The following is an 18,258-nucleotide window of genomic DNA, read 5'->3' on the forward strand; positions in this document are numbered from 1 at the left end:
CGTGCCGCAGGTTGAGACGATCAGAGGAATCCCTCGCGACGCTGAGCAAAGAAGGGCGACGTTGAAATGCGTTGCGTACGGGACAGCTTTTTGCTAATTTTATTTTCTGTATGAAAAACACCGACGCAAGCTTTCTGCTCCGTTTTTTGGTCGTCCTGACATCGGGAATACTTCTCCTGACACATGTTGTCCAGGCGCGCCAGGGATTACTGCCTGGCGGCAACGGTGAGTGTTTCGAGGAACTCGATATCTTTGAAGCGGAATACCGCCTCACACCGGTGGATATTTCCGGGGGCGACAAGGAAGCGAGCATTATTGAAGCTCCGCTGCTCATTCCCGCCCTCACAGGTGTTTTCCCATCGGTTGATCACACACTTGCCTCCGCCATCGCAGGCCTTGCCACGAACGCGAATCCGACGATCCACGGGACGCGGCGGGACTATTGCGGGGATGGACGGCAGTCATTGTTTTTTATCCCGCCGCTTCCTTTCTCCTCGGTTCTTCGCTTATGAGATACGGCAGAATTCCGCGATAGCGGAATTCACGTGACGTTTTCCGCGCCGGGCTCGAATTCGGCGCGGCCGTTTATCCGTATCAAATCCACATTCAGAAGAACACCACAATGGCGAACAACACACAGAACACCAAACCGCAACTCGGTTTCTACGCATTCATGGGGCTCATGCTTGTCGGCTTTGTCGGCATCCTGGGCTTTGTCATCTATTTGATGTTCCAATAAGAAAAGTTCCAGAAACACATCCTGGACACGACACACTGATGCGCGGCGAGGGCATGCTTCATGCTCCGCCGCGCATCGGTGCTATTATACGGTTTGCCATGTTGGGGAGGGAGAGGGCTTGCAGCTGTCTCCATGCCACGGTGTTCAACGCGTTTCAGCGGGGACCTGTCAAGCATCCTCCGCTTGAGCGTGGGCCGATGATGGCGTGTCTGATAGCTCGTCCATCGAAGACCCCGACCACACGCTGCCGTATGATGATCAGCAGGAGATACTCGTTGCTGCTCGCACGACTCATCGCAAAATGACTTTGGAGGCCCGCACACCGTCCACACCAACGAGCCGCAGAATGTACACACCCGGAGGCATGACCGAGGAGCTGCGGCCTGTCGTGAATGTTGCGACGTGTAGTCCGCGTTGATGCACCCCTTCGGTAAGCACGACAGTTTCGCGGCCGAGCATATCGCAGATACTGAGACGTATGTGCTGCTCCCGTTCCAGCGCGAAAGGGATACGAAGCACAGCGTTGGATGCCAGAGTCAGGGGATTCGGCCAGGCGTCGCCGAGTTGCAGAGCATCGGAGATGTCGCTCAGAGTTTCGACTCCCACCACGCCGCCGGTTGTGGTTTTTTGTATCAGTCCGCCATAGCTGAACGCCCAGCCGGTATGCCGGTCCAGGAAGAACCAACCGTTCCAGTACACCTGACCGCCGAGTGATTCGCGATTCCAGGTGCCGCCTCCATCGTTCGTCCTGTACAGCCAGGCCCAGTCGTCGCTGCCGCTTTCGCTGGAAAGCAAAATGCCATTTGATGCATCGAAGAAATGGTACAGTTCCGTATTGAGCTGGGAGATCCGTTTCCAGTTCTGCCCCCCGTCTGTTGTGGAGCAGAGGCGCCCCTGTATTGTGGAGAAACCACGGTTGATATCCAGAAAACGCATGTCCAGCATCGAAGAACCGGAAGGATCCTGCCGCACATCCCAGGTCTGACCGTCATCCGTGGACACCGCGAGCGCATTATACAGACTGTAGTAAATCGTGGAGGGAGGGAAAAACTGCATTTCCGATCCAGTGAGAAAAGGCATATTCCCGGCTGTCCTGACGAAGGAGGAATCCCAGCTCATACCCGCATCCGTACTTCGATACAGCCGCGCATAGCTGACACCGATAAGCAGCTCCTGGTCGGATATCGCAAGCAGGGATTGCGGGATCAATTGATCGAACGGGGTATACCGGATGGGAAGTGCGGTGCCGACGGCTTCCCAATTGTGGCCGCGATCCGGACTGCGGAAGAGCTGGTAATCGTTGGACGTCGAGAAGCCGATGGCATACATCAGTCCGGACGGTGCGACGGAAAATTGCCGCAGCGTGTGACCGCTCGAAGGAATGGACTCATCCCAGCGGTCGCCCCCGTTCGTGGTGAGCAAGACGGTATTGGAGTATGTGAAAGCGATACCGTCCCGCTGATCGAAGAAATGAATGCCTGCTATCGTACCGATATAGCCCAGCCCGTGGACTACAGACCAGGACTGCCCCCCATTCTCCGTTCGTAAAATGCGTCCGCCGTCACCCACAAGAAAACCCAACCGGCTGTTGGCGAAGGTCATGGCCGAAACGTTTGCGTCGGCGAAGGCGGACTCCGTGAGGCTGATATTCCATGTCGCCCCGGCATCGGAGGATTTGTTCACCAAATACCTGCCGGTGCTGAGGCAGTACACGTCGTTGCCGAGAGCGTTGCCGGCCGCGACATCCATTACGACGCCGAAGCCGAAAATATTCATCTCTTCCCAGGTGGTGCAGCCGTCGAAGGTACGCAAAAGTTGTCCCTCGCGACATTGGAACCCGGTGAGACTGTCTGTGAACACGAAACGTTGTAAGCCACGAGCAGGGTAGGCATCATTGGCCAGATTCCAGGTCTCTCCCGCAGTATTGGTCACCCATGTGTTGCGATTGGTGATCAGCCACCAGGTGTTGGGAGATTGAATGGATATGGACCGGGGTGTTTCCGAGAACAGACTCAGCGATGTGATGGCTTGCCAGGTCAGACCGCCATCAACTGATTTGACCAATTCAGCGCCATTGAGAAACGCAACGACGGTTCTTTCGTCCACGCGGGCGATCTCAGAGGTATAGCCGGCGGCCTGCGTGCTGCCTTGATACACGAGCGTCCAGGAATATGCATTGTCCGTGGATCGGAGGATACGCCGTCGATCCGCCGCAATGAGCAGGGTACCGTCGTCCATGCGCACAATATCATGGAGGTCCACGGTGGCGATACGGTAAGACGCCCAGCTGTTCCCTCCGTCGGCGCTCCAGAGCATAATGCCGTCGTCACATACGGCAACACCGCGCAACTCGTCCAACATGGTGAGGGCATGGACTGTATTGCCACGTGGCAGAGGATTCTGCCATTGCCAGCCTTGCGCGGAACTGAGCAGGGGAAGCAGTGGAAAGATGACGAACAACACGCATATTCGCTTCATGGCGCACCTTTCAGTTTTCGGGTGAAGCACAATTACGAAAGGTGCGCAGAAATTTTCGCAGGTGCAATCACATTTTCCGTCCCTGTGCTGTCCGGAAGAATGAATCGTTCAGGAGTATGCCGGATGCGGCCGCCATGCATTGCAGCAAGGTAGACGCTCACAGCCGCGAAGGTAATGACGAAAACGTAGGCGACTTTGCGCTTGCCGGTATACTGTCGTTTGAAATGCAGGAAAGTCCGCCACAGGGCAGCGGCGAAAAAAACCCAGACGGCGATATTGGCATACGAGATATGGTTCTGCAGATGTGCTGCGGGCGTCACGGCGCGCGCATAGGGCTCGGCGAGGTTTCCGCTCAACACCGCAAGGAGAAGGAATGGCAATGCCGCGATCATGAGCGTAAGACCTGTTTCTTCGAAGCGGCGCCGTTGCAGGAAAAAATCCAGTATGTCAAAAACAGCGCTTCCAATAGCGAACGCGACTGCAAAGTGCACAAGAAATGGATGCCAGGATGCTATGGTTTCGGTCATGATGTATGCATGGCTGTAAATGCGTTTTCGTAATGTACGATGTGCGGCTTCCCCGCGCGAAATATCACGACAATGACATCGAAGCGGCAGTTCAGTTCGCCGAGGTTTTTGACGTACATGTAGCCCTGTGCTACACGCATCAGTTGCTTCTGCTTTGCAGGTGTTATGGAGTACAGCGCCTCCTCCGGAGCACCGTGACTGCGCGTTTTCACTTCCACGAACGCAGTCACCTCGCCTTTGGACGCGACAATGTCGATTTCCCCATTGCGACCGAAGTGGAAATTTCTGGTGTGTACGTCGTACCCGTTCCGTGCAAGGTAGGCCGCCGCTGCGTCTTCGCCCTCACGGGCCAATTCCTGGGTTGTCATCGAATATCCCTGTTTGTGATGAGATGGATTTGAGAATGAAGCTGCGTCGGTGCTGCGGACATCTGCCGTGCGCGCGTATCGCCTCGATATGCGCGCGTGTCGCGTACCCCTTATGCACCGCGAAGCCATATTGCGGAAATTCCTTATCCAGGCGGCGCATGATTGCGTCCCTGTGTGTTTTTGCAAGTATGGACGCGGCGGCGATGCTGAAGCATTGACTGTCGCCTTTTACCACCGCCGTGGCGGGAATATCGGAGGGAAACTTCTTATTACCATCAATAAGCAGATGTCCGGGACGGACGCGCAGTCCGTCCACCGCCCGCCGCATTGCCAGCAGTGTGGCCTGGAGAATGTTTCTGTCGTCAATTTCATCCACCGTGGATTCTGCGATCGCAAAGGCGAGGGCTTTCGCGCGAATGTCCATCGCCAGTAAATCACGACGAGCTTCGGAGAGCGCCTTGGAGTCTGCGACGCCCCGGATGACGGTACCGGGTGCGAAAACCACGGCTGCGGCGACAACGGGACCGGCCAGAGGGCCTCTTCCGGCCTCGTCCACACCGCACACCAGCACCGAGCCGCCCATCATGTACCGCTCTTCGATGCTGCCGTGAGTCTGAAGAAGCGGGGCGGTCATCGGAGACTCCCCGCCGTAAATGCCACTATGCCCGCAACCATTCCCAATTTCAACAGGATACTGGAGCGGCGCAGCACTGCGGGCTCTGTCGTGCGGGTGAGCGGCAGGACGGCCGCCAGAATGAGCGCATCGACCAGAAAGACGAGAGGCAGGTACCAGAAGGTGAATTGCCGGAGGGTCCACGGCAGCACGGTGGCCACGGCGGTGGCGAACAGCAGAATGCCGGCAAGTCGAAGCGATGGCTGCGCCCCGATGAGCAGCGGCAGGGTGCGATGACCGCCCGCCTGATCGCCCGGCATGTCCTCTACATCCTTGATGATCTCCCGTCCGATATTCACAGCGCAGGCGAAGAAAGCCGGTACGACACCGGCAAAGGGCGCGCCTGCGGCAACTCCGCCATAAAGGAATGCCGCACCGGTAACGAGACCGACAACGAGGTTACCCACAATAGGTATGCGCTTGAGCATCGCACTGTAGAGAAACAGGAGCAGTACGCTGCCGAGGGCAATGGCGAATGCTCCCGGTCCGAGTATCGAGCCAAGCAGCACTCCCACGAGTCCGCATATCGCAGCCCAAACCATGCCTGCTCCGGGAGAGACCATGCCTGAGGCGATGGCGCGCCGTGGTTTGTTTATCCGGTCGATACCTCTGTCGAACACATCGTTGATAATGTTACCGGCGGAACCGATCAGCGCAGCCGATACGGCGGCCAGGAGCATCGCGGTACTGCTCCACCATGTACCGGTCGCAAGTATGCCGACGGAGAGAATCGCCAGAACGGTCACCATCGCATTCAACGGACGCATGAGGGACAGATAGCCCTTCATCACCGTCAGTGCAGGTATGGAGTCAGTTTCCCTTCTCATCAGAATTCGTTTATCAGTCCGAAATGAATCTTTCCGTCTCCCAGCGCATCACCGTAGCCCAGTGCATAGCTGACGCTCATGATACCGAGGCCGGTTTCCAGACGCAGCCCCAGGCCGTAACCGCCGCGGGAAAGAGACGTCTCTTCGCGTCCCTGTTCCGGGTCGGCGGATTGAAACATATAACCGATATCGTAGAAAGAAAAGGCGAAAGATCGTCGCCCCAGACTGTAGCGCATTTCGGCGTTGATCCAGCCGAGCCGTGTTCCGGTGAATTGCTCCTCTCTATAGCCCCGCAAGCTGGCGGCGCCGCCCAGGCGGTACAAGTCGCTCAAGTCCAATGCACCTCCGCGCAACTCGCGCCCGTGCAGAGAAACAGCGGCGACGACACGGGGCAGAAGTTCGCGATAGGCGGCCGCATCGAGCTCGATGCGTTGCACGAAATGCGTGGTACGTTCCGATGTCGCGGTGATCGTACGGGTTTTTGTACCGCCATTCCAGGAGTTGCGCAGTTGAATGCCGCTGCGCGGATTATACACATCATCCCTGGTATCGATGAGCAACTGTGCGCCGCCGCTCCACGTCGTGCTGGAAGTGAGGCCCATGATGGTGCTGAATTCCGAAGGGATGACGTCGGTACGTATCCCACGGGCGGTGAGCTGAACGTCGCGGCCGGCGAGCAAGGTCACCGATGCATCGACGCTGCGGCGTACGTAGGAAGAGTCCTGCTGACGCTGAAACAATCCCGCCTGAATGTTGAGCGGAAGGCCGAGCAACCAGGGTTCCAGATAGCGGATTTCAAGCTCGGATATGCTCTGTGTTGTCCGTTCCCAGCGAGCGTCCATGCGCCTGCCGGTACCGAAAATGTTCCTGAACGACACATTCACCAGGCCGGTCAGGTACCCCTCCTCGCCGTCTCGTCGCGGCGGCTGATACCCGATGACGCCATCGAACAGGTTGGTGCTTCCTTCAGCCACACGCAGCAGGACGCCACCGCGGCCATCGCGGACGTACAATTGCGGATCGGCGACAGATGAAAAAAAGCGCAGACGCTCGAGACTGCGGCGTGCATCACTCAGCTTCTCGGGGTCGAAAATGGATCCTGTTTCAAGACGCGTTTCACGAAGGATGACCTGTGTTTTCGTCAGCGCGTTCCCCTCGACGGTGATTTCCGAAATGACGAACAGCTCGCCTTCCTCAATAGTGACGCGGATGTGCGCGCAGGCAAGGTCATCACGCTCTGTTACATCGAATGCGGCGAGGTGCAAGGACGCGAAGGGATAGCCCCGCTGCTCGTACAGGTCGAGAATGCGTTCCATGTCTGCGGCGAATACCGCTTCCGAGAAGAGAGCATTTTCTTTGCTGTCACAGGCCTCGGCCAGCTCCGCGCCGCTCACCGCCGTGCCACCGGAGAAGAGAAGCTCACACACGACAAGAGCGGGCCCTTCATCCACAGCTATCCGTATGGTCACGTCGCTACTGTCTGTACTCCAGATGTACTCGGAACGGATTACGGAAGCGAAATACAACCCCTGCTGCAGCGCTCTTGCTTCGATAATACGCGTCGCGGCCAGAGACGCGACGCTGTCGGGACGCAACACACCCGCGGAGCGCAGTTCGCGTTCCAGGTCGCGGTCATTCAGGCGCGACAGTCCTTCGAACGCGACATCGACGCGCGTCTGCGCTTCGAGTGCCGAAGCCCGGCAGAAGATGGCCAGCGGAAGAAAAACGTAGCGCAGCAGGAAAGTTATGTGTCTGTGACTGCGAAACATATTGAGACAAAATACGGCCCCCGGCAGCGCAGAGAAAGGGTAAAGCGCAGAACGCGCAGCGGGCGTCTTCACACGACGGGGCTTCATTCCTTCATCGTCCTTCCGTAGCTTGTAAAGGTACATTCCGGAGTCCCGATGCGCACGGTCAAAACGCTCGCGCTTCTTCTCATGCTCACTGCCTCACTCTCCGCGCAGCATCATCCGGGGGAGGGGTGCGTCGACTGTCATGCGAATCTTGCGCTCGGTGGAACGGTGTTCGTATCCAACGATGGAGGCGGCACCAGCGAGGGTGCGGCCATTTCCCTTGTTCGGGAGGACGGTAGCCGTATCATCCTTCCCGCCTCGGACGGAGACGGCCGTATTTTCTCGCCTTCGCTTGACAGCGGACGCTATCTGATGCGGCTTGGAGCGATCCGGAGCCGTAGCTGGCATACGCTTCCCGCACAGCGGAACTGCAACTCGTGTCATATTCCCGGCGGCAATCCGGAGGGGATGCGAAGCAAGCGTTTGCCATCGCTCCACACGGAAATTCCTGCGGACAACAGCTGTTTGCCTTGTCATCACTATCCGGCCAGTATGAACCTCGCGCAGCTGGTAACCCCGGGGACGCTCAACGCCACCGCCATCAGACCCGCGACGCAGAGCTCCGCGGTAGTCATTCGCGGAAACACGTATACATTCGATCCGGCGGATTACCGCATTCAGACCCTGCGACCCGATATTTTCGCGGAAGGTCATTACTCCCTCTTCGATGTACTGATCGCTGTTGCCCGGAGAAACGGCCACAGCGTTGCCCTGCACTGGGACGCCGATTGTATGACGCACTTCATCGATTCCGTGGACGGTATCGCGGGGGATTTCTGGTATCATTTCAGTTATGACGCGGGAAGCGGAACAGCCAACGAACTGCAGCATCGTCGTCAGATTCGCTGGGACGAACTTCTCTATCAGCCAGGCGCATGGGTACGGCTCGTGGTCGGCGAAGCGGTAAGCGAATTGAAGCAGGAATACCGGGAAGAAATTCAGCGCCAACGCCAATACGGTCACATGATCCCCCAGGTGCGCATTGCTATCAACCCCTCGAACTATCACGGAAATCCACCGGAGAGCAATCGGATTACCGTCACACGGAACTGGAGGGACGTGACCGTCAGCGCTCATGACCTGCGGGCGGAGGGTAGTGATTCTCTGTATCGTTCACCGTTTCAACCTGGTGTAGTCACCGCCATGGACGTGTTATTCTCGCTGCGGGCTCAGGGTTTGCTCGATGTTGTCGGTACAGCCTATTTCACGCATCTCGCCGGCAAGGTGATGGAAAGCTATCGCGTGCGCAGTCTTGGCTTCCCCGATGCTGGTCTGGCGCATGCGTCGGGCAGGCAGGGCTTCGTGTATACGACGGGTAACGGGAGCTTCACGCGACTGGCCAACGATGCCGATGCCAAGCAGCATGTCCATGCGGATATTCACGTGATTCACGCCCCCGACTTTGCCGTATGGCGCTGGATCGAGTTGGGAAATCCTTTTTACGAGACGGAGACACCCACAGGACTGGACGAGGTGCTGGCGGATTACGAGGCCCGGGACAGAGGGTTTCGCTTACAGAGACCCTGGCCGCAACCTTCATCCGCCGCTGTCAACATATCCTGCAATATTTTCGAAGCGGGCAGCTTCGTGATCGATATTGTGGATGTCGCGGGTCGGCGAATCGCCCTGCTGCATGATGGACCTATTGACCATGTCGGCGTTCATCGCTTCATCTGGGAGGAAGGGCGGGATTGTATTTCATCCGAATGACGGACGGGAAGAACCTGGATATGCAGAGGGCGTTGAGCGGTATCCGCTGAATGCGGTCCACAGCACGATCAGCGGCGCTTGCGCCTGAAAAGCGCGACACATTTTCTAAGCACGCATTCGCCACGGAGGAATGATGCGCTATACGATTGATCTTCGTACATTGATCGTTGCATCATCGTTCATTTCGTCATGGAATTTCTCGATATACTCCTTCTCATCGGCTCAGCGCAGGGATTTTTTCTCGCCGTGTTCCTGCTGCACCGCCATCGCCGTCTGTATGCCACCCGCTTTCTCGCCGCGTTGCTCTTCCTCTACTCGGTTGTCCTGCTGCATCTCTTCATCGGCGACAGAGACTGGTACCACGCCGCCCCGCGCATCATGCTGGTGCTCAGCGGACTTCCGCTGGTAACAGGACCGCTGCACTATCTGTACGCCCGTCATCTCATTGATCCAGCGCGCCGATTACGGCAGAAGGACGCAGTGCACGGAATTCCGTATGTAGTGTACCTTCTTGCGATGCTGCCTCTTTTTCTGCTGCCGGCCGAATCCATTATTCCCGCGTTATTCCGGAATTCCTGGTACGGTTTTCCGCGGCATTTCATGGTGCTCAACTGGGTGCTTGTGGTACAGGCGCTCAGTTATTTAGGGGCAACGTTGCTGTTGTTGTTTCGGTATGAGCGCGAGGTGTGCGATTTATTTTCCTGCATTGAACGCGTGCGCCTGACCTGGCTGCGGAACATCACCCTCGTCGTTATCTCCGGCTGGGTAGCGTTCCTCGTGGAAAATATCCTGCTGGTAAGCGGACTCCATTCACCGCAATTGTTTGGCATGTCGGGTATTCTGGGTGTGGTATGTGTCTATGCGATGGGCTATCTCGGGCTGACGGCTTCGGGGGTGTTCAGCGATCCCGAGGTGGACGCTTCCATTCGTGAGATCGCCGCCAAACATGAGCGGCACGTTCCCGAAAGCACACCGCAACGGACGGCGCGGTATGAAAAATCCGGTCTGAGCGCAGAGCGTGCCGAAGACATCATGCATCAATTACTGGACGTGATGGAAAACGAGCGCCCGCATCACGACAGCGACCTGACCCTGCCCAGATTGGCAAAGCGTCTGGATATTTCGCCGCATAATCTTTCCGAAGTCCTGAACACCCGCACCGGGATGAACTTTTTCGATTTTATCAATTCCTATCGCGTGGATCAGGTAAAGCGCGATCTGGCCGATCCCGCAAAGCAACAGTACAAGGTTCTGGCCCTGGCCTTCGATGCGGGCTTCAGTTCAAAAACCACCTTCAACACGATTTTCAAGAAATTTACCGGTATGACGCCTTCCGAGTGGCGGGAACACGCGGAGCGGGTGGAGCAAAGAGCGTAGAGCAAGGAGAGCCGAGAGCAAAGAGCTTAGAGCAGAGAGTTCTCATCTCGAATATCCCTGGCCATTGACAGCTACCCGTTCTTCGCATACCCGGGGAAGTAGCACCAGAAATAAAAAGAGGGATGAGTCTTTATACTCGCCCCTCTTTTGTTTAGAGCTCGATTCTTAGAGAGACAGGCGCTTCCGCTCTCTGCTCTCTGCTCTCAGCTCTACGCTCCTGCCGCCGCAATGAGATTCAGCGCGCTGCCGGCTTTCCACCACTCGATCTGTTGTGCGTTCATGGTGTGGTTGAGCATAACGGTGTCGGTGCCACCGTCGGCGTGATGCAGAAGCATAGTGAGCTGTGTGCCGGGAGCGAGTTCGTCGACCTTCAGCGTGATACGATCATCTTCCTGAATTTTGAGATAATCCGCCGGATCGTCAAAGGTGAGCGGAAGCATGCCTTGCTTCTTGAGATTGGTTTCGTGAATGCGCGCGAAGGATTTTACGATAATGGCCTTTCCTCCGAGATGACGCGGCTCCATAGCTGCATGTTCGCGGGAGGAACCCTCGCCGTAGTTTTCGTCGCCGATCACCACCCAGCCCTTGCCGGCGGCTTTGTACTCGCGCGCCACCGCCGGTACCTCGGCATACTCTCCGGTGCGCTGGCTCTTCACTTTGTTCGCGACACCGTTGTATTCGTTGATGGCTCCGATGAACATGTTATTGGAAATGTTGTCCAGATGACCACGGAATCGCAGCCAGGGACCCGCCATGGAAATGTGATCTGTTGTACACTTCCCGCGTACCTTGAGGAGTAAATGTAACTGCTCGTAATCTCCCGCCTGTGGCGGGGCGAACGGCGTAAGCGCCTGCAGACGGTTGCTCGCGGGATCGATGATGACGTCAACGCCGGAACCGTCTTCGGCGGGCGCGACGAATCCTTCGGTATCCGGAAGAAATCCGTTGGCGGGGAGTTGTTCGCCCTGCGGCGGATATAATCGTACCTCCTCTCCGCGATCATTGCGCAGCGTATCTTTCGTGAAATCAAACGTCAGCGTACCAGCCAGTGCCAAAGCTGCCACGGTTTCCGGGCTGGCGACGAATGCGTGTGTGTCGGGATTCCCGTCGTTGCGTCCGGTGAAATTGCGGTTGAAGGAGGTGATGATGCTGTTCTTGTCGCCCTTTTGCACGTCATGACGTTTCCACTGGCCGATGCACGGCCCACAAGCATTTGCGAGCACCGTACCGCCTATGCCTTCCAGCAACGCGAGCTGTCCGTCGCGTTCGATGGTGGCGCGCACCTGCTCGGATCCGGGGGTGATGGTGAACTCCGAACGGGCCTTGAGGCCGTTGGCTTTCGCCTGACGGGCGATGGAGGCCACGCGATCAATATCTTCATAGCTGGAGTTGGTACATGAGCCAATCAGTGCGACGCGGAGTTCCTCTGGCCAGCCGTTTTCGCGGACGGCATTGGCGAACTCCGAAATCGGAAAAGCGCGGTCGGGTGTGAAGGGTCCGTTGATATGCGGTTCGAGCGTATCCAGATCGATGTGAATGACCTGATCGTAATACTTTTCGGGATCGGCTTCGACTTCCGGATCGGCCTGTAAATGCGCCGCGACAGCATCCGCCGCGTTTGCGACATCCTCGCGATCGGTGGAGCGAAGATAGGCCGCCATCTGGTTGTCGTACGGAAAGAGCGAGGTCGTAGCGCCGATCTCTGCGCCCATATTACAAATTGTACCTTTACCCGTTGCAGACAAGCTCCGCGCACCATCGCCGAAGTATTCCACAATGGCGCCGGTCCCGCCTTTCACGGTAAGTATGCCAGCCAGCTTGAGAATGATGTCCTTGGGCGAGGTCCAACCATTGAGGCTTCCCGTCAGTCTGACGCCGATAAGTTTCGGGAATTTGAGCTCCCAGGGCATGCCGGCCATCACGTCCACGGCATCCGCGCCGCCGACGCCAATGGCGATCATACCGAGACCGCCGGCATTGGGAGTGTGGGAATCCGTGCCGATCATCATGCCGCCGGGGAAAGCATAATTTTCCAGCACAACCTGATGAATAATACCCGCACCTGGTTTCCAGAAGCCGATGCCGTATTTCTTCGAGACGGATGCGAGGAAGTCGAATACTTCTTTATTCGTGTCCAACGAGGATGCGAGATCCTGCGTTGCGCCATGCTCGGCGAGAATGAGATGGTCGCAATGTACGGTGGACGGCACAGCCACCTTAGGGATACCCGCGCTCATGAATTGCAGTAAGGCCATTTGCGCAGTGGCGTCCTGCATGGCTACACGGTCGGGACCGAAGTTGACGTAATCCTTTCCGCGTGTATATGGGGTTCCGGTCGCTTCCCACTGATGCGAATAGAGAATTTTTTCGGCAAATGTCAGGGGACGGCCGAGCAGCGCACGGGCAGCGGCCGTCTTTTCCGGCAGGTTCGCGTACACCCGCTGGATCATGTCCAAGTTCATCGTCATAGTGTCCTCACTGGGATAAAATTCAGGGTCAATCTCTTAATATAGAAATTTGATGCGCGAGGGGCAAAAAGTGCTGGTATCCGTGGAGCGGGTACTCAGCGTTCGGTTTGCTACATCAGTTGCTGATGAGCAGCACCCCGAATGACCCTACCAGTACGTGGGATCGCCATACCGCCAACATCATGTGACCGGATGGGTGCTACCGATGTACTCATCGGCTCGCACCTCCCTCTTTGCTCTCATCGGCCCGATGAGGTCTCCGTATGTCTGGATGACCACGGTCCATCTGAGGGAATCAGTATCACCAATTGAAAGGTACTTTATTGTACACTTTCGACATGCTTCAATACCATGCTCAGATCGGGCCTGGATTGATACGTTAGCGCTCCAGCAATAAAGCGTTCTGCCAGATGTGCAAACCATGACGTACTCGGCAAAAATACAGACCAGCCGACAGCGATCCGGAACGAAATTCCAGGCTGTGTCGCCCTGCCTCGAAAGGTCTCTCCGCAAGCAGTGCCACCTCACGACCCAGCATATCATGAACACTGATACGTAACGCTGCGTTGCTCGCCGCGGTAAACGAGATCGTGGTAGCATTGGAAAACGGATTGGGGTAGTTCTCCAGCAATAGAAGTTCCGACGACAGACGGTTCATTGGCTGTCGTACTACCAGTACCAGTTCTGCGATTGGACGGGTCCAGATACCACCAACCCCACCTGCGACAACATGGGTCGTAGTGAGCGTAAGAGCGCGGATGTCGCTGTTCTCCATACCTTCACTTGCCATTGCCCACGTCCCCCCGGCATCTGTGGAGAGAAACACTCCTCCAGCGGTTCCGGCCAATACCGTGCTTCCATATAATGCGAGTGAATGAACGTTGGTGCTACTCAAACCGTTGTTCGCTGCGGCCCACGTCGTACCCTGGTCCTGTGATACGTAAATCCCCTCGTTCGTCCCCGCGATTACCTGCGATGAAGACGCCACGAGCGAACGCACCTGTGCATAGATCATGCCGCCGTGTGCGGCCGTCCAACTCCCTCCGCCGTCGGTTGAGCGGAATACACCATCGCCGCCCGTCCCTGCGTAGAGCATACCATTCGATTCCACGAAGGAGTAGATCCGACTGCTCTGCAAGCCGGTGTTTGCAGGCATCCAATCCAGCCCATTGTCCAATGACCTGAACACACCGTTTGCGTCTGTTCCACAGATCAAAAACTGTCCGTGGTTGACGAGCGCGTTGATTCTCAAGTTTGTCAGGCCACTATTGCGTTGGTCCCATGTCCTTCCGCCATCGATTGAGACGTACACTCCTCCGCCTCGTGTGCCGGCAAAAAGCATGTTCCCCTTGCTATTAACACATCGCACATCCGCTACACCGATGCCAGCGTTCGTCGGCACCCATTCACTGCCATTATTTTTTGAGACGAACACCCCCCCGGCGCCGCTGCCGGCAAACAGTTCCGTCGCGGTAGCATGCAGTGCGAACACAGTGTTCTTCCGGATTCCTGTTGCTACCAACTCCCAAAGCGCGCCCTCATTCGAGCTTGCGAACAGGCCGGCCCCGTAGGTGCCGATATACAATCTGCCATTGTGAGATGCCAGACAGTTTGCCCCACTGAGCGTTAGACCAGTGTTCATCTTTGACCAGTTGGATCCCTGGTCAGACGATACATACAGCCCGTTGTTCGCTGTACCGGCGAAGAGCTTCGTGCCGGCAGAATACAGAGAATGAACATATTCACCAGCCATCCCGTTGCTCACAGATGCCCAGGTCAATCCATCATCGATGGATTTGAACACACCGTCACCATCTGTACCAGCATATATACCTTCAGGAGTGACCAGCATGCAGCGTATGTATGGATTCGAAAGACCTGTGTGTGCTGCTTCCCAGCTTTCGCCGGAATCGGTGGAACGATAGACCTTGTCTCCAAACGTCCCTGCAAGCAGCGAGCCTCCCGTCTGTACAAGAGTGTATATTTGCTGACTCGCCATGCCAGTGGTGTTTACGGCAGACCAGCTGTTTCCGGCATCAGCCGACTTGAAGATGCCGCCGCTCGTACCGATAAACACTGTGCTGCCATCCACCGCCATGCACCGCACATCATTTGTGATTGTGCTGCCGCTTCGCCTCGTCCAGGATGCGCCATCATCTGTCGAGAAGTACACGCCTCCTTTCTCTGTACCGGCAACGAGCAGCGATCCGTTCGCTGCCAGCACCCAAACCGTCATTGGTCCCATGCCCTCGCTCGCCGCGGACCAGCTCTGTCCGCCGTCTGTGGAGCGGTACACGCCCGCTCCCTGGGCTCCCAGGAAGAGCGAATTACCGCTCGAAGCAAGACAGAATATGCTGCCTCCTTCGGGTCCCGCAGAGGGCGACCACTGCGCGGAAACCGTTTGAAATGCTCCGACAGCAATAATGCAAGCAACCATGAGTGGAGACGATAGACGCATGACAGGTACTCCTTGAATGTGTAATACGGTACTGATGGAATATTTCTGATCGCAACGTTTCCTGCGGCGACATTCCCCCGACCGCTCCGGGACTCAATAACACGAGGAAGCGCGACCTTCCAGCCTGACGCATGCAGTCGACAAGTGTGTGATGCAGATAGTGCAGTACTGAATCATGTAACCTGGCCGGGGTACGACAATTCAAATGGGATAGTATGAGTCAAATATCAGGAATAATCGGATCAGCTGCAATTCGCGTGAGGCATCCTGCTCTAACGAGAATGGTGCTGCAGACAGCGCATAAAAGAGTTTGATTCAGGGTTGTTGTTCGGATCAATTGCGGATTGTCAGCGAAAGCGCTGCAACAATGCGCTGCTGCTTCCTCCTCCCGTTACCACACGGCAGATGTACATTCCAGCCGGCAAAATCGACGCATCGAAGACCGCAAAATACACGCCCGGACTCCGCCTCGCATCCAGCACCACGACGACCTCCCTGCCGAGCATATCGTGAACACTGATGCGAACAGATCCATGCGAGCGTACGTTATACTCGATCGTCGCAGATGCGGACACAGGATTGGGATAGACGAACACCGGTGTCGAGGCATTGGCGACGTCCCGCGCTCCGATGGTGTTAACTGCATCCATACGTTCCCATCTGACATCCGCGCTGTGCTCCTGCCCCATTTCATCAATTTCGTACCAACTGTAATGCTTGCGAATAATTCCCTTACCTCTGGCTGCGGTAAATGTTATCAGGGGATACGCCCACATCCGGAGACCGATGGTGAACTGCATACTGTCCGTATCGGCAAACACGGATGAGGGATAATGGCATAGAAATGGTCCGGAGGATTGGTAGAGCATAGTGGAATCATTCTCGATTTCCAGCGGCGTCAGTCTTTCAAAGCCGAGAATACCGAAGGATGGAAATCCACAGGGCTGTGCAAAACTCGGTTCCGGACCGCGATATTCATGAAGGCAGTCCCGTGCCTGCAGTGTGTCGCCTTTAGGAGAGATCACTGTAACTTCAAACGTATGCACCCGCTCCCACCTTGACGAGTCGACGTAACCACGATATGTACAAGTCAGGATGTTGGCTGCAGGTCCTCCACCACCAGCAGCAACTGGATATCTGAATTTGATTGGCTCATCTCTGGGTTGAAGGATATAGGACAGAAAATTCACATACACATCCGGCAGCGCTGTGAGTGTATCAGAGATTTGCCGTATCGAACCTTCGGGCGTAATCAGCGTCACGCGATAGCGGACCGAGTAACCAGGAGTGAGCATCTCATCGATGAAGTACTGATCCGGCGGTAGCACAGAACCGACGTGTACCCACTCTGATCCCGCATATGATCGCTCAACGGCAGCACTCTTGTAGCTACCACAGCTCGGATCGCTCCACGTGAGGGTAATCCGCGGAGCATCGAAGCTGCTCGTGTTCTTTGCTGTGAGAATGAATGACCTCTCATCGGTGAGCGTTACCCGCAGCAGTCTGTCTTCCCGTGTTCTGAAAAGTACCACCCCCGGTGCAATACCGATGGCTGTGTGCAGCGCATCCGGAGCTTGGGTCCTGAACCAGCGCTCCCCGCCATCACTGCTGAAATAAATGTAGCCCTTACTGTGACTACGTCCGGGATATGAAGGAAGCCCGATTGTGCTGTAAAACCCTCGATGCAGTGAGTCGATATAGATGTACTCGCTGTGTTCCGAATAGGCGAGTTCCCAACCCGAAGGAACCCCGGTCGGTTCCAGAGTAATCTCGTGTGGTGCTGTTGCATACACATCCCGCGCGACTGGGCCACCTTGAAGTATCCCTCGCCCGCTGGGATGCAATTCGAATTTCCTGACGATCACCGGCAGCTCAGGTTGTGACCAGGTAGCACCGCCATCCGTCGTTACATGAAGCTCTGTGTCGTTTTCCCTGATATGCCTGACAATCTGCATCCATCCGAATTGACCGTCGAAATGCAAATTGTTCACATACCCCGGTTTTTCGATATGATAATAGGTCCTGCCTCTGTCCTTTGTCCCGTACAATCGTGCATCGACAATGGTGAAGAAGCTTGAATCTCCGGTGAGTTGTATTGGCGAGAAGGCACCGTACGTTTTGGAGAATCCAAAGCGCTCGCTCGGGATGAATTCGTCAACAGTCCAATGCGCGCCGCAGTCCTCCGTCCACGCGAATACATAGCCTCCGGCAATCGTGGATGAAGCAGCGTGTAACAGTCCGGAAGCATTGTCCCGCCACACCATCGCGATTTTTCCAACATCTCGCATCTGATCCGGCAGCGGCAGAGGCTCCCAGCTTTGACCATCGTCCCTGGAATGGAGCACGGCATCATTGGTTTTCAGGAACAGATCGCCTGACTTCAACCGGACGAGCGAACTCACTCGCTGCGCATTCAGTAAGGTATCGATGCGCAGCTGGGCGATGCAGGGTGTAAGCAGCATGCTCTGCAACGCGAGCAACATGAGCAGTCCGGTACGCAGCTTCGAGTCAGTGCGTCCCTTTTGTGTCATCTCATTCATTGCGCCCTCCTATGGCCACTGTTCAGTACTGGAGCAATTTCGCGCCATCATTTCTCAGAGAAAGACGGGGCGATCCGCGACGCCCTGTATCCACCCGGAACAGAGGTCTGTCAGTAATTTCGACACTGCCCATCTCCCGCGCCTCCCATAGATATGTGATTTTTCATCGACGCTGAAAATATTTTCCGGATTAGCAGAGCCTCGATGTGCGGAGTGATTCTGGCGGATTGCCGCTGCTTT

Annotated in this window: 12 protein-coding genes; 3 read left to right on the top strand and 9 right to left on the bottom strand. The window is 56.2% G+C overall.

Annotated features, from left to right (window positions below; translation table 11 throughout):
* Window positions 1–110 precede the first annotated feature (110 nt).
* Window positions 111–512: a hypothetical protein gene (locus M5R41_15065; GenBank protein ID MCZ7557717.1), complete on the top strand. Its 402-nt coding sequence runs from the start codon at window positions 111–113 to the stop codon at window positions 510–512.
* 518 nt (window positions 513–1,030) lie between these two features.
* Here M5R41_15065 and M5R41_15070 read toward each other — a convergent pair.
* The 6 genes from M5R41_15070 to M5R41_15095 are packed head-to-tail and all read right to left on the bottom strand — an operon-like array spanning window position 1,031 to window position 7,381.
* Window positions 1,031–3,217 carry a YCF48-related protein gene (locus tag M5R41_15070; protein MCZ7557718.1) on the bottom strand — a complete coding sequence of 729 codons (2,187 nt, stop codon included), beginning with the start codon at window positions 3,215–3,217 and terminating at the stop codon, window positions 1,031–1,033.
* Between the two features lie 32 nt (window positions 3,218–3,249).
* Entirely contained in the window at window positions 3,250–3,744 is a 495-nt protein-coding gene (locus tag M5R41_15075; protein MCZ7557719.1) for a hypothetical protein, read from the bottom strand.
* Complete coding sequence (locus tag M5R41_15080) at window positions 3,741–4,112, bottom strand: YraN family protein (protein MCZ7557720.1); 372 nt, start codon at window positions 4,110–4,112, stop codon at window positions 3,741–3,743. Before M5R41_15080 ends, M5R41_15075 begins: the two co-directional genes overlap by 4 nt.
* The gene (locus M5R41_15085; GenBank protein MCZ7557721.1) at window positions 4,087–4,746 is read right to left on the bottom strand and encodes a ribonuclease HII; all 660 of its coding nucleotides are present in this window, start codon (window positions 4,744–4,746) and stop codon (window positions 4,087–4,089) included. Before M5R41_15085 ends, M5R41_15080 begins: the two co-directional genes overlap by 26 nt.
* Window positions 4,743–5,612 carry a geranylgeranylglycerol-phosphate geranylgeranyltransferase gene (locus M5R41_15090; GenBank protein MCZ7557722.1) on the bottom strand — a complete coding sequence of 290 codons (870 nt, stop codon included), beginning with the start codon at window positions 5,610–5,612 and terminating at the stop codon, window positions 4,743–4,745. Before M5R41_15090 ends, M5R41_15085 begins: the two co-directional genes overlap by 4 nt.
* Window positions 5,612–7,381, bottom strand: a complete 1,770-nt coding sequence (locus M5R41_15095; protein MCZ7557723.1) for a BamA/TamA family outer membrane protein — start codon at window positions 7,379–7,381, stop codon at window positions 5,612–5,614. The genes M5R41_15090 and M5R41_15095 overlap by 1 nt, the downstream gene beginning before the upstream one ends.
* Before the next feature lie 135 nt (window positions 7,382–7,516).
* Between M5R41_15095 and M5R41_15100 the strand changes: the two genes are divergently transcribed.
* Window positions 7,517–9,175 (top strand): hypothetical protein, encoded by a 1,659-nt coding sequence (locus M5R41_15100; protein ID MCZ7557724.1) that lies wholly within the window; start codon window positions 7,517–7,519, stop codon window positions 9,173–9,175.
* A 189-nt stretch (window positions 9,176–9,364) separates the two neighbouring features.
* Complete coding sequence (locus M5R41_15105) at window positions 9,365–10,552, top strand: helix-turn-helix domain-containing protein (GenBank protein MCZ7557725.1); 1,188 nt, start codon at window positions 9,365–9,367, stop codon at window positions 10,550–10,552.
* A 209-nt stretch (window positions 10,553–10,761) separates the two neighbouring features.
* Here the strand turns inward: M5R41_15105 and M5R41_15110 are convergent, their stop codons facing one another.
* The 3 genes from M5R41_15110 to M5R41_15120 all read right to left on the bottom strand — a co-directional run bounded on the left by M5R41_15110 (window position 10,762) and on the right by M5R41_15120 (window position 18,018).
* The gene (locus M5R41_15110) at window positions 10,762–13,020 is read right to left on the bottom strand and encodes an aconitate hydratase (GenBank protein MCZ7557726.1); all 2,259 of its coding nucleotides are present in this window, start codon (window positions 13,018–13,020) and stop codon (window positions 10,762–10,764) included.
* Window positions 13,021–13,399: 379 nt separating this feature from the next.
* Window positions 13,400–15,478: a T9SS type A sorting domain-containing protein gene (locus M5R41_15115; GenBank protein ID MCZ7557727.1), complete on the bottom strand. Its 2,079-nt coding sequence runs from the start codon at window positions 15,476–15,478 to the stop codon at window positions 13,400–13,402.
* A gap of 347 nt (window positions 15,479–15,825) precedes the next feature.
* Window positions 15,826–18,018, bottom strand: coding sequence for a T9SS type A sorting domain-containing protein (locus tag M5R41_15120; GenBank protein MCZ7557728.1), 2,193 nt, complete (start codon window positions 18,016–18,018; stop codon window positions 15,826–15,828).
* Window positions 18,019–18,258 lie beyond the last annotated feature (240 nt).

It is taken from the genome of Bacteroidia bacterium (assembly GCA_027493955.1).
GTDB lineage: Bacteria > Bacteroidota > Ignavibacteria > SZUA-365 > SZUA-365 > JAOSJT01.

What these genes read in the sequence shown, in the direction of transcription:
- M5R41_15065 (MCZ7557717.1), top strand. Translation starts at nt 111, where the DNA reads ATGAAAAACACCGACGCAAGCTTTCTGCTCCGTTTTTTGGTCGTCCTG.
- M5R41_15070 (MCZ7557718.1), bottom strand. Translation starts at nt 3,217, where the DNA reads ATGAAGCGAATATGCGTGTTGTTCGTCATCTTTCCACTGCTTCCCCTG.
- M5R41_15075 (MCZ7557719.1), bottom strand. Translation starts at nt 3,744, where the DNA reads ATGACCGAAACCATAGCATCCTGGCATCCATTTCTTGTGCACTTTGCA.
- M5R41_15080 (MCZ7557720.1), bottom strand. Translation starts at nt 4,112, where the DNA reads ATGACAACCCAGGAATTGGCCCGTGAGGGCGAAGACGCAGCGGCGGCC.
- M5R41_15085 (MCZ7557721.1), bottom strand. Translation starts at nt 4,746, where the DNA reads ATGACCGCCCCGCTTCTTCAGACTCACGGCAGCATCGAAGAGCGGTAC.
- M5R41_15090 (MCZ7557722.1), bottom strand. Translation starts at nt 5,612, where the DNA reads ATGAGAAGGGAAACTGACTCCATACCTGCACTGACGGTGATGAAGGGC.
- M5R41_15095 (MCZ7557723.1), bottom strand. Translation starts at nt 7,381, where the DNA reads ATGTTTCGCAGTCACAGACACATAACTTTCCTGCTGCGCTACGTTTTT.
- M5R41_15100 (MCZ7557724.1), top strand. Translation starts at nt 7,517, where the DNA reads ATGCGCACGGTCAAAACGCTCGCGCTTCTTCTCATGCTCACTGCCTCA.
- M5R41_15105 (MCZ7557725.1), top strand. Translation starts at nt 9,365, where the DNA reads ATGGAATTTCTCGATATACTCCTTCTCATCGGCTCAGCGCAGGGATTT.
- M5R41_15110 (MCZ7557726.1), bottom strand. Translation starts at nt 13,020, where the DNA reads ATGACGATGAACTTGGACATGATCCAGCGGGTGTACGCGAACCTGCCG.
- M5R41_15115 (MCZ7557727.1), bottom strand. Translation starts at nt 15,478, where the DNA reads ATGCGTCTATCGTCTCCACTCATGGTTGCTTGCATTATTGCTGTCGGA.
- M5R41_15120 (MCZ7557728.1), bottom strand. Translation starts at nt 18,018, where the DNA reads ATGAATGAGATGACACAAAAGGGACGCACTGACTCGAAGCTGCGTACC.